This window comes from Pseudoalteromonas sp. ESRF-bin5 (genome assembly GCF_002632075.1).
GTDB lineage: Bacteria > Pseudomonadota > Gammaproteobacteria > Enterobacterales > Alteromonadaceae > Pseudoalteromonas > Pseudoalteromonas marina.
Map to the genome: position 1 here is coordinate 1 of NZ_NTLW01000200.1, position 11,483 is coordinate 11,483.

Annotated in this window: 14 protein-coding genes; 10 read left to right on the plus strand and 4 right to left on the minus strand. The window is 39.0% G+C overall.

Translation table 11 applies throughout. The features are described from left to right. Window positions 1-1,056 (plus strand): tryptophan synthase subunit beta (trpB, locus tag BCG07_RS12140; protein ID WP_286890329.1); only part of this gene is annotated, 1,056 nt, incomplete at its 5' end. After that, the gene (gene trpA / locus BCG07_RS12145) at window positions 1,053-1,874 is read left to right on the plus strand and encodes a tryptophan synthase subunit alpha (RefSeq protein WP_286890331.1); all 822 of its coding nucleotides are present in this window, start codon (window positions 1,053-1,055) and stop codon (window positions 1,872-1,874) included. The genes trpB and trpA, both read left to right, overlap by 4 nt. A gap of 60 nt (window positions 1,875-1,934) precedes the next feature. Here trpA and BCG07_RS12150 read toward each other — a convergent pair whose 3' ends face one another. After that, window positions 1,935-2,513: a type 1 glutamine amidotransferase domain-containing protein gene (locus BCG07_RS12150; RefSeq protein WP_006792216.1), complete on the minus strand. Its 579-nt coding sequence runs from the start codon at window positions 2,511-2,513 to the stop codon at window positions 1,935-1,937. 207 nt (window positions 2,514-2,720) lie between these two features. Then, complete coding sequence (locus BCG07_RS12155) at window positions 2,721-2,990, minus strand: HU family DNA-binding protein (protein WP_286890333.1); 270 nt, start codon at window positions 2,988-2,990, stop codon at window positions 2,721-2,723. A 171-nt stretch (window positions 2,991-3,161) separates the two neighbouring features. On the opposite strand from BCG07_RS12155, the gene ispZ reads away from it, so the two are divergent. Further along, window positions 3,162-3,737: a septation protein IspZ gene (ispZ, locus tag BCG07_RS12160; protein ID WP_008127733.1), complete on the plus strand. Its 576-nt coding sequence runs from the start codon at window positions 3,162-3,164 to the stop codon at window positions 3,735-3,737. Window positions 3,738-3,798: 61 nt separating this feature from the next. Next, on the plus strand, window positions 3,799-4,440 hold the full coding sequence (locus tag BCG07_RS12165; protein WP_286890335.1) for a CPBP family intramembrane glutamic endopeptidase: 642 nt from the start codon (window positions 3,799-3,801) through the stop codon (window positions 4,438-4,440). A gap of 51 nt (window positions 4,441-4,491) precedes the next feature. Here BCG07_RS12165 and BCG07_RS12170 read toward each other — a convergent pair whose 3' ends face one another. Beyond that, the gene (locus BCG07_RS12170; protein ID WP_058429021.1) at window positions 4,492-5,916 is read right to left on the minus strand and encodes a sodium-dependent transporter; all 1,425 of its coding nucleotides are present in this window, start codon (window positions 5,914-5,916) and stop codon (window positions 4,492-4,494) included. Window positions 5,917-6,105: 189 nt separating this feature from the next. Between BCG07_RS12170 and BCG07_RS12175 the strand changes: the two genes are divergently transcribed. The 6 genes from BCG07_RS12175 to BCG07_RS12200 all read left to right on the plus strand — a co-directional run bounded on the left by BCG07_RS12175 (window position 6,106) and on the right by BCG07_RS12200 (window position 10,404). Continuing rightward, window positions 6,106-6,408 (plus strand): YciI family protein, encoded by a 303-nt coding sequence (locus BCG07_RS12175; RefSeq protein ID WP_008127726.1) that lies wholly within the window; start codon window positions 6,106-6,108, stop codon window positions 6,406-6,408. 155 nt (window positions 6,409-6,563) lie between these two features. Next, window positions 6,564-6,824, plus strand: a complete 261-nt coding sequence (locus tag BCG07_RS12180) for a PepSY domain-containing protein (protein WP_010557520.1) — start codon at window positions 6,564-6,566, stop codon at window positions 6,822-6,824. Between the two features lie 3 nt (window positions 6,825-6,827). Further along, window positions 6,828-7,502, plus strand: coding sequence for a response regulator transcription factor (locus tag BCG07_RS12185; protein ID WP_008127723.1), 675 nt, complete (start codon window positions 6,828-6,830; stop codon window positions 7,500-7,502). Then, window positions 7,496-8,833: an ATP-binding protein gene (locus BCG07_RS12190; protein WP_010557521.1), complete on the plus strand. Its 1,338-nt coding sequence runs from the start codon at window positions 7,496-7,498 to the stop codon at window positions 8,831-8,833. The genes BCG07_RS12185 and BCG07_RS12190 overlap by 7 nt, the downstream gene beginning before the upstream one ends. Beyond that, on the plus strand, window positions 8,820-9,230 hold the full coding sequence (locus BCG07_RS12195; RefSeq protein ID WP_006792225.1) for a hypothetical protein: 411 nt from the start codon (window positions 8,820-8,822) through the stop codon (window positions 9,228-9,230). The genes BCG07_RS12190 and BCG07_RS12195 overlap by 14 nt, the downstream gene beginning before the upstream one ends. 103 nt (window positions 9,231-9,333) lie before the next feature. Continuing rightward, window positions 9,334-10,404, plus strand: coding sequence for a flavin monoamine oxidase family protein (locus BCG07_RS12200; RefSeq protein ID WP_286890336.1), 1,071 nt, complete (start codon window positions 9,334-9,336; stop codon window positions 10,402-10,404). Window positions 10,405-10,442: 38 nt separating this feature from the next. Here the strand turns inward: BCG07_RS12200 and BCG07_RS12205 are convergent, their stop codons facing one another. After that, complete coding sequence (locus BCG07_RS12205) at window positions 10,443-11,477, minus strand: AI-2E family transporter (RefSeq protein WP_286890338.1); 1,035 nt, start codon at window positions 11,475-11,477, stop codon at window positions 10,443-10,445. Window positions 11,478-11,483: the final 6 nt, after the last annotated feature.

Consider the following 11,483-nt stretch of genomic DNA (forward strand, 5'->3'; position numbering starts at 1 on the left):
AGCAAATTATTAAACGAGTATGCGGGTCGCCCTACGCCTCTTACTTTAACGCGTAATTTAGTTAAAAACCCAAAGGTTAAACTTTACTTAAAGCGTGAAGATCTTCTTCATGGTGGTGCACACAAAACAAACCAGGTGCTTGGCCAAGCGTTATTAACAAAACGTATGGGTAAAAAAGAAGTAATTGCTGAAACCGGCGCAGGTCAGCATGGTGTTGCTACTGCTTTAGCATGCGCACTTTTAGGTTTAAAATGCCGTATATACATGGGCGCGAAAGACGTTGAACGCCAACAACCTAATGTATTTAGAATGAAATTAATGGGCGCAGAAGTCATTCCTGTTACAGCGGGTTCTGGCACATTAAAAGATGCCGTAAACGAAGCGCTACGTGACTGGTCAGCTAACTACCAAGAAGCACACTACTTACTAGGAACTGCGGCGGGCCCTCACCCATTCCCAACAATTGTTCGCGAATACCAAAAAGTAATTGGTGAAGAAGCCAAGCAACAAGTGCTTGAAGCTGAAGGTCGCTTACCAGACGCCGTTATAGCTTGCGTGGGTGGTGGGTCAAACGCTATTGGTATGTTTACCGATTTTATTGACGAGCCTAGCGTAAAGCTAATTGGTGTTGAGCCAGCAGGTAAAGGCTTAGATACCCACGAACACGGCGCCACTATTTGTAAGGGTACTAAAGGTATACTACACGGTACATACACTTACATTATGCAAAACGATGATGGCCAAATTGAAGAATCATACTCTGTATCAGCAGGTCTAGATTACCCAGCGGTAGGCCCACAGCATGCATTTTTACATGAAACTGGCCGTGCACAATATGTAGGTATCAGTGACACTGAGGCACTTGACGCATTTCAGTCATTAGCTAAAAACGAAGGTATTATTCCGGCTCTGGAGTCAAGCCATGCTTTAGCCTACGCGCTAAAATATGCAGAAGAGCAGACGCAAGACAGTGTAATCGTAATTAATTTAAGTGGCCGTGGCGATAAAGATTTAGCACATGTACACAAAGTATTATCTGAAGGAGGCCAGCTATGAACCAAGTTAAGACGGACCGTTATGGCGCTATGTTTACTGCACTTAATGAGAAAAAACAAGGTGCGTTTGTTCCCTTTGTGACTATTGGCGATCCAGGTAAAGAGCAGAGCATTGCTATCATTAAAAGCTTAATTGATGGTGGTGCTGACGGACTAGAGCTGGGTATTCCCTTTTCAGATCCAATAGCCGATGGCCCTGTTATCCAAGCCGCTAATATTCGTGCGCTTGATGTGAATATTAACACCCAAGATTGCTTTGACATCATTAAAGAAATACGTGAATACAATGCAGATATTCCAATTGGTTTATTGTTATATTCAAATTTAGTGTTTAAACGTGGCTTAGAAGCGTTTTACAAAGATGCAAAAGCCGTAGGGGTAGACTCTATTTTGGTAGCGGATGTTCCTTTGCATGAGTCTAAAATGTTTAGAAAGGCTGCAATGGATAATGGTATAGACCCAATATTTATTGCAACACCTAATGCAGATGACGACACTCTTCGCCAGTGTGCTTCATATGGACGCGGTTATACTTACTTGCTTTCACGTGCAGGCGTAACAGGTACTGATACCAAAGCACAAATGCCTGCTGGTAATATTGTAAATAAATTAAAAGAGTATCATGCAGCCCCCGCCCTACTTGGCTTTGGTATTTCAACGCCAGACGATGTTAAATCAGCATTAAATGCAGGTGCCGCTGGGGCCATTTCAGGCTCTGCGGTAGTAAAGATTATTGAAGCCAATCTTGATGATTTGGATGCAATGACAGCGCAACTAAAAACGTTTGTTAGCAACATGAAAGCCGCTACAGAGCTTTAATTAAACTCAGGTTTAAACACATTAAAAGGGCATTTAAATGCCCTTTTTCATTATTAAAATTTAGTGCGCTTTATGCTTCCCTTCTAGCACTTCTTCAATAAATTTAGCGTTAAAAGCATCTAAATCTTCTGGGCTGCGGCTGGTCACTAAACCTCTGTCTACACACACTTCTTCATTTACCCAGTTTGCGCCTGCATTCATTAAATCGCTTTTAATACTTGGGAAAGAAGTAATTGTGCGGTCACGTAACTTGTTAATTTCTGCCAGTAACCATGGTGCATGGCAAATTGCAGCAACTGGTTTGTTTTTTTCTGCACCAAAAAAGCCGTCTATAAAGGCTTTTGCGTGTTTGTCTTGACGAAGGCTGTCTGGATTAAATAACCCACCGGGTAACATTAATGCATCGTAATCAGCTGAGTTTGTATTGGTGACGAGTTTATCTACTGATACTTTTTCGCCCCATTTATCTTCATTCCACCCAGTAATTTGACCTTCTTTGATAGAGACGATCTCTATTTCTGCACCCGCATTTAATAATGCATCGCGAGGAGAAAACAATTCACTTTGTTCAAAACCGTCAGTGGCTAAAATGGCAATTTTTTTACCTTTTAGTGGTGTGCGCGATTGTAATGTATTCATTTGGCTCTCCTTATAAATTAATTAAGTGTTTAACTCACTAAACAATAAGCAGGACGGATGCCAAATTTAAATCATTGAAAATTATATTAAATTTTAATTTATGATATAACCCCATGTAAATTATTTATAATTAATGAATAATCTACATGACGTTAAAAGAGCGTTGTTCTAGATAGTACAAATAAAAAGGTAAGTAGAAGTGAAGTATTAAAGGCAATCTTTAAGTGCTTTAGCTGGTTTAAAAACGGCCTTGTTAGCCCCTTCTATTTCGATTGTCTCGCCCGTTTGTGGATTGCGCCCAGTGCGTGCCGGATAATAGCTAAGTGCAAACGTACCAAATCCATTAATTTGCACCTGATCACCTTCAGATAACGATTTAGTAATCACTTTTTGAATACTTGTAAGAGCAGCTTGTGAATCTTTTTTAGTGAGTTCACTGTGTTTTGCCATTTCGGCAATAAGTTGAGTTTTGTTCATATAAGGCTCCTAAATACACGTAAACAATGAATACGTTTAGCGTGGGAATATAATGATGAATAAATAAAGCCACGCAGGCTAAGGCTTACAGGGCTTTAAGTCAACCTTGTAGTTACCAAGTGTTATGTGGTAAAAACGCTGTAATTTATTTTTGTATAATTTAGGTAGTATATGCACGCATTAATTGAATACATTCCACTTATACTGTTTTTTGCAGTGTTTAAGCTTGTAGATATTTACTGGGCAACGGCTTTATTAATTGCAACATCGCTTATTCAAGTCATATTTAGCTATTACAAACATGGGAAAGTACCGACCCGCCAGTGGATCTTCTTTTCTATTGCCGCCGTGTTTGGCACCTTAACGCTTGTGTTTCATGATGAGCAATTTGTAAAGTGGAAAGCCACTATTATATACGCGGGTTTCAGCATTATGCTGCTTGTGAGTCGTTACATACTCAATAAAAACTTAGTAAAAAAGGCACTAACCGCTATTTTAGAAAACGCAAATGACACAGATAAAAAAATAACCGTGCCAGAGCCATTATGGGATAAATTAAACTTAATGTGGGTAGCTATTACCGCCGGTATTGCTGCACTTAACATATACATAGCGTATAACTTTTCACTCGACTTTTGGGTAAACTTTAAAGTTTTTGGCTTGATGGCTATTACGTTTGTTAGTATTTTTGCCACAATTATTGCCCTTTATAAATACCTCCCTGATGATGACGAAGCTGTAAACTAGTTTTCGTCATAAAAATGTCGTCTTAGCTTGTTAGTTTATAAAAAAACAGCCTGAGACGACCTTGAACGCTAATCAATACCGTTGGTTTGAATTTACCCTCATATTTATTTTTTTACCGCTAGTAGGCTTTAGCTTACGCAGCCATTTAGCAAATTGGCTTTTTCCTGCGCTTATAATATTAATGAGCGTATGTTGCATGCTTTTGTTGAGCGACCCACACTTTAAACGCTTCAGGCTTACCAGCTTTGGACAGTTTTCTGCTGTAAAAAATCGTCTGTTTAGTTTCTTTTTATTAGGCGCCGTTTTCTCTGGTATGTTTTACGGGATCATCCATCAAGAAAACTGGTTTGCCCTCCCTCGTAATTCTTTTAATGATTGGCTGCTTTTGTTACTGCTATATCCCGTGTTATCGGTTATCCCTCAAGAGCTAATATTCAGAACCTATTTTTTTCATCGTTATAAACACATTATGCCTAAAAAAAGTATGCGAATTATTGTAAGTGCCACTGTGTTTGCTCTGGCTCATGTAGTTTATGCAAATTTGATTGCGGTATGTTTAGCTTTTTTAGGCGGGTTGTTATTTTCGTATACTTACGCTCAAAGCCGCTCAACCTTTGTATGTGTTATTGAGCATAGCTTGTGGGGAATTTGGATGTTTACTCTAGGTATTGGGAGTTATCTAGACTCAGGTGCTTTAACCTAAATGTTGGGCACAAAAAAACCGCGGCAAGCGCGGCTTTTTGTACTTTACATTTTAAAAGCCAAATAACTTTAAACCAAAGAACTTGGTAGCAACCGTGTTTATAAATATCACGGCTAAAATAAATGGGATAAACGTTGAAAGAGAAAAATTAACGTATTTCTCCATCATGCTGCCTTCGTAGCTAGGTGAACCTTGGCTTAGTTCCTGTGTTAAACGCGCTTTTTTCCATCGATACATTACAAACAAACACACCATTAAGCCATTTAGAGGTAAAATAGTGTCGTAGAATACATCAACTACAATATCAAAAAAGCTCTTACTGGCACCGCCATAGCTGGTAAACGACGTTAAACTGTCAACCATACCAAACGACATAGTACATATAATTGTAAGCACGCCTGTGCTAAGCGTTAGTATACCTAAGGCTTTTTTACGACTAATACCTTTACGATCACTCAATGTTGCCGTTGGGACTTCTACAATTGAAACCAAAGACGTTATTGCTGCAAAAAATACAAGTAAAAAGAATGAAAAGGCGACAACTGAAGCCCCTACATAGCCAATATCGTTTTGTAATGCTAATAAAATTTTAGGTAAATAAACAAAAATCATTGATACAGACGAGTCTGATAACGACTCCGGGTTAGTATTTGGGTCAAAACTAAATATAGCGGGTAAAACCATAAGGCCGGCAACAAACGCGACTAGTGAGTCTGTAATAGCCACCATTTTTGCACTACTAACTATGTCGTCTTTCTTAGAAATATACGACGCATAGGTCATTAAAATGCCCATACCTAGCGATAAAGAGAAGAACGCTTGACTCAATGCACCATTGAGTACGCTAGCACTCATTTTTGAAAAGTCAGGAATAACGTAATACTCAACGCCTGCCAATGCGTTATCTAGCGTTAAAACATACGCTACCAAAGCTAACAGCATTACCAACAATGCTGGCATTAATACTTTAGCCGCTTTTTCTATGCCCTGTTTTACACCGCCGAGTAGAATGAGGTTAACAATAACAACCACCACTGCCATATAAGCAAATACTGTGTAGCTGTTAATAAATGTTCCAAAATGGGCTGGGTCGGCTAACGCATCTAAGTTACCCATGCCCGCCTGTATCAAGTAGCCAAATATCCACACTGTAATTACCATATAAAAAACGGCAATCATAAATGGAGTTAAAACGGCTAAAAATCCTGCAAATTTCCATTTTTTATCGTTATTTGCTAAAAGTTTGTATGAACCGAGCGGATCTTTTTGAGCATTTCGGCCCATGGCCATTTCTGCCATCATCACGGGTAAACAAATAAACACGACAAATAGAGCATAAATTAATAAAAATGCGCCGCCACCATTTTTAGTCGCAGAAACGGGAAAACCCACTAAATTACCAATACCAACAGCAGAACCAGCTGCAGCCAGTATAAATCCGAGACGGGAGCTAAATCGCTCTCTATTATCGCTCATGTATAAAACCTTTTTATTATTTTGAGTATCTGAGCGACTCTACCAGTGTTATACAGCGGTTTTCAAGCAATTAGCGTTAAAAATAAAATCCAACTGTAAACCTAAGTGTATACGCTTTTAGTTAGCCAAATTTGAGCTCTGTGGTACTATTTGCATAATTAAATTTAACAACTTAAGTGAGAATCTATTATGTTGTACATGATTTACTCAACAGACGTTGAAAACAGTCTTGAATTACGAAAAGCCGCACGTCCAGCGCACTTAGAACGCTTAAAAGAGCTTGATGCACAAAACAGGCTACTTACCGCCGGCCCTTTCCCTGCGGTTGATAATGAAGACCCTCAAGATGCCGGTTTTACTGGCTCAGTTATTATTGCAGAGTTTGATTCGCTAGAAGCTGCGCGTGAATGGGCAACTGATGATCCTTACGTTTCAGGTGGCGTATACGTAAATACAATTGTTAAACCATTCAAAAAAGTGTTTCCAGTATAAATAACAGCGTGTTGTTACAAGCCAACCTGTAATTCAGGATTTGTTCACACGTTTTTAATTAAAATTACTAATGTAATTACGGATTTAACGTTTTTACTTGAATTTTAGTAACTTAGTTAATTAAACTAAGGTTATCTGGTCTAGGAGTTTCTGTTATGCGCGTATTGTTAAGCCTCATTTTTATTGCTTGTGTTAGCTTTGCTAGCAACAGCCAAGCTTCGGCTACGCCCACTAAAAAGGTTAATCAACCGGTGGATAAAAAGAAAGCGGTAATACTTGCAAAACAAAGCATTGGCGGTAAAACGCTAAAGATAACTGAAAAACCAGAGTTTTATACCGTACGAATACTCAAATCTGACGGCCACGTCGTTGATTTACATATTAATAAAAAAACCGGCGAAGTGAAAAAGGATTAAAAAATGCGAATTTTAGTTATTGAAGACGATCTACATTTAGCAGACAACCTACGAAATGCATTAGAGAAAGAACGCTACAGCGTGGATTTATGTCACGATGGTGAAGCTGGTTTATTCCATATTACTGAATACCCTTTGGATATGGCTGTGGTTGATTTGGGTTTACCTAAAATTGACGGAATTGAGTTAATTAACAAAGCACGTGCCCAAGGCGTGACAATTCCAATTTTAATTTTAACAGCCCGTGATCGCTGGCAAGATAAAGTTGAAGGGCTAGATGCCGGTGCAGACGACTATTTAACAAAGCCATTTCATGTTGAAGAATTAGCAGCGCGTTGTAACGCACTTATTCGCCGCAGTGCAGGTAAAGCTAACCCTGAAATGACAGCAGGACCTATAAAAATACACACCCGTTCGCAACAAGTTTGGGTCGATGACAAAGAGTTAAGCCTAACGGCTTATGAGTATAAAGTACTTGAATACTTAATGGTAAACCCACAAAAGGTTATTTCTAAGTCAGAGCTTACCGAGCATATTTACGATCAGGATTTCGACCTTGATTCGAATGTAATTGAAGTATTTGTCTTACGCCTACGTAAAAAGTTAGACCCAGAGGGCACCCTCAACCCAGTTGAAACGTTACGTGGCCGTGGTTACAGGCTAAAAAGTCAGTGGTAGGGCCGCAAGTATCACTAAAAATAAGGCAAGGATTTATCCTTGTCTTTGTTTTATTGGTGGCACTGCCTATTTTGTTTTACTCAATTGGCAAAGCCTATTATGCCTCTTTGGTCGATGCCACAGAAAAAACGCTAGAAGCTCAACTCTATTCTCTCATATCTGAGGTAGACTTCACTGAACATGGCATAATTATGCCAAGCACTATATTAGCACCTGAGCTTAACAGATTAAACTCTGACACATACGCAATGATTTACCGAGACGAAGAGCCAATTTGGCATTCGGAGTCAGCGGTGAATGTCGACTTTGTACCTCAACAAATAGAAACCAAAGCCGGTGCTGCTGACTTTAGGCGCGTAGAATACAAAAATACGGTTTATTGGCAGCTTAGTTTAACCGTAATATTAAATAATATTGATCAGTCCGAGCAGGCTCGGTTCATTTTAGTAAAACGTAACGACGCTCTACTTCGCTTAATGGATGGGTTTAAACAAACACTTGTTGAGTGGATGTTTGTTATGGGTATTGCCATAACAATTTTAATGGCTATCGGTTTTATTTGGAGCGCCCGCCCACTTCAGCGCTTAGATAAAGAAATAAAAGCCATTGAATCTGGTGATATACAAGAAATTAAAGGCCTTTATCCGATTGAGCTACAAACCATAAAAGCCGACTTAAACTTGTTACTTGAATCTCAGCAACGGCAAAAAGAACGCTACAGAGCATCGCTCAGCGATTTAGCGCACGCACTTAAAACCCCACTAGCTGTTCTTAAATCAAGCCCGCTTGCAAATGATGCTGACGCACAAGAACAGTTAGACCGTATAAATGTGATGATCGAACACCAATTAAAGCGTGCAGCTACTGGCGCATCAGATACGTGGAAAAAACAAACGCCTATAAAACCAGTTATCGACTCAATACTAAGTGCAATGGCTAAAGTTTATCGCGACAAAGATATTATTTTTGATTGTATAGTTTCTGATAAAGACTACTTTTTAGGTGACCAAACCGATTTAATGGAGTTACTAGGCAACTTAATTGATAACGCCTGTAAAGCGTGTCGTTCTCAAGTAACGGTACAAGTGGTGCAAAGTAAAACATTATGTATAGGTATAAGTGATGATGGCCCGGGTGTGCCAGAAGATAAGCGCGAATCATTACTTAAACGCGGTACACGCTTAGATACATACCAAAGTGGGCATGGTGTTGGCATGGCCATTGTCTCGGACTTGGTTACATCTTACCACGGCACACTGACAATCACTGAAGCCGACAAGCTAGGCGGCGCACAATTTATATTAGAGTTTAATTACCATGATAAAAAATAATACGTATGCAAACTTGTTTTCGTTTTTTCTCCTTATAATAAGTGGCAGTGCTTATTCTAATGCTGTGTGCCAATTGGTTGATAAGCCAACTATGAATGAATCTAAGCGTTACATACAATGCCTTGACACCCAGCTCGATAAAGCCAAACAAGAGCAAGGGACTTGGATACAAAAACGCAAGTACGAACTAGTCCAATCTGAAGAAGCAACGGGTAATACCCAAGTGCTGCAGTTATTTATGCGCAGTATAAAAAATAACGAGAAGTACATTGAAAGCGCCTGCCAGTGGCGCTACATATTAAAACTTCCTAATGCAAAAGCAGCCGCTATCAGCTACAAGCACTGTGAAATTCAGTTAGTAAATCAGTTTACAGAATCCTTAAAACAACCTTTTTAAAGCACGTGTAAATAACACGACTAGCTCGCATACTCACTTGACAATAGTGCACACACAAAACAAACTACCTACTAGTAGATTGTTAAGTTTAAAAAGGTAACTAATGGACAAGCCTATAATAATTATTGGTGGTGGACTTGCAGGGCTTTATGCTGCAACACAGTTGCATAAACGTAATATTGCGTTTTTATTATTAGAAGCCAAACCATTTTTAGGTGGGCGTATTTATTGTGAAAATTCAATAAAAAGTGAAAGTGTTGGGTTTGATCTTGGTCCGACGTGGATGTTTCCTCATCAACCAAAAATTCAATCATTGGTCAAATCGCTCAACTTATCGATATTTGAGCAATACAATCATGGTGATGTGTTATACCAAATGCCTAATCAGGCAGTTCAACAAATTGCAGGCGCTGGCGAAATGCAATTGTTTAGGCTAAAACATGGCATGAGTACCTTAATCAAGGCACTCTATAAACAGCTACCTTCAAAGCATATATTGTTAAATCATTGCGTAACAGAACTCAAAAAAAGTATTGATAACTGGCAGTTAACAGTTAATAACAATGGTAAAATACAGCAGTTTGAAACAAAAACAGTGCTCACTGCCCTGCCTCCACGAATGTTAACCCAACATCTAACACCTAATCTTTGGGCAAGTGAGAGGCTTATAAATCGTTTGACTACTACGCCCACTTGGATGGCAGGACAAGCTAAATTTGTGGCCACATTCGATTACCCCTTTTGGCGAGAACGGAATCTATCTGGGCAATGCTTTAGCCGAGTCGGACCCATGGTTGAAATACATGATGCAAGTGCAGAACACAATAAGCATGCTGCCTTATTTGGCTTTATCGGCGTGCCATATTCCACTCGCAGTAAAGTTACCAAAGCACAATTAATAGAAGCTTGTATTAACCAGCTAACCTATTTTTACGGCAAAGCCGCTAGAAACCCTACACATTGTTTTATAAAAGATTGGGCTGAGGATGAATTTGTTGCCAATAACGACGATAAAACACAACCCTCACAACACCCTGATTTCCATTTAGGTGAACTAACAAGTGAGCTAAGAGATTTAAATATTCACTTAGTAGGAAGTGAATTCGCGAAAAAAGAAGCAGGTTATTTAGAGGGAGCACTTAACGCTGTTGATGACGCATTAAGTGCTATATAGAATTTTAAATGGGGCATAGAGTTAATAAATGCTAGAAGTTAACGTATCGCGTTATCTTCACCACTGCCTAATAAAGTGGCGACCCACTTACCCTCTATGCTGGTTTCAAGACCTATTTTAACAATCATGGTTAATGGGACAGACAAAAGCATACCAACGGTACCAAGTAGCCACCCCCAAAATATTAAAGATAAAAATACAACAAGGGTTGATAGGCCAAGCCCTTTACCTAAAAATTTAGGCTCTACAATGTTTCCCATTACCGTGTTTATTGTTAAGTAACCCGCCGCTACCATACCTGCAATTAGAGGGCCTTGAGTTATTAAGGCAAGTAACACGGCAGGCACAGCCGCAATAATTGACCCAATATTCGGAATGTAATTAAACATAAATGCTAAAACACCCCATAATATAAAGTAGTCGACATTTAGAACCCATAAGTAAACAGACACAATAATACCGGTAGCTAAACTAACGAGTGTTTTTATAGCCAAGTAAGAATTAATTGATTCTAAAAATCGGTCAATTTGCTTCATTTTACTATCAGGATCTTCAAGAGCCATATGTATTTTATTGCTTAGCAATGGGCCTTCAAACAGCATAAAAATAACCGTTAAGATTATTAAAAACATGTTTGCCATTACGCCACCAAGCCCTGTCAGCATGTTAGTTGCTACATCAACCATTTTGCCTGGGTCAAACATCGAAATAAGTTGTTCTTTATTAATTAAAATATTGTACTGGGAGGCGAGGTCTACAAGCCAAATAAACTCTTCTTTGAGTTGGGCTTTATATTCAGGAAGCTGCTGTGAAAAATCATTAATGGACTGGCCAACTAAGCCACCTAAGCTGACTCCAAGCCCAACAATAATTAGCACCACAAGCATCACTGCAATGCCTTTAGGAATTTTATAACGTGCAAAAAATTTAATTAGTGGATTACAAATAATGGCAATAAATGCCGCTAATATGAAAGGAATAACAATGACACTTGCTGATTTGATCCCTGCCAATACCACTACTAAAGCAGCAAAAACAATTAAGCTTTTATTTACACCCGTTAAACCTGCCACTTTATT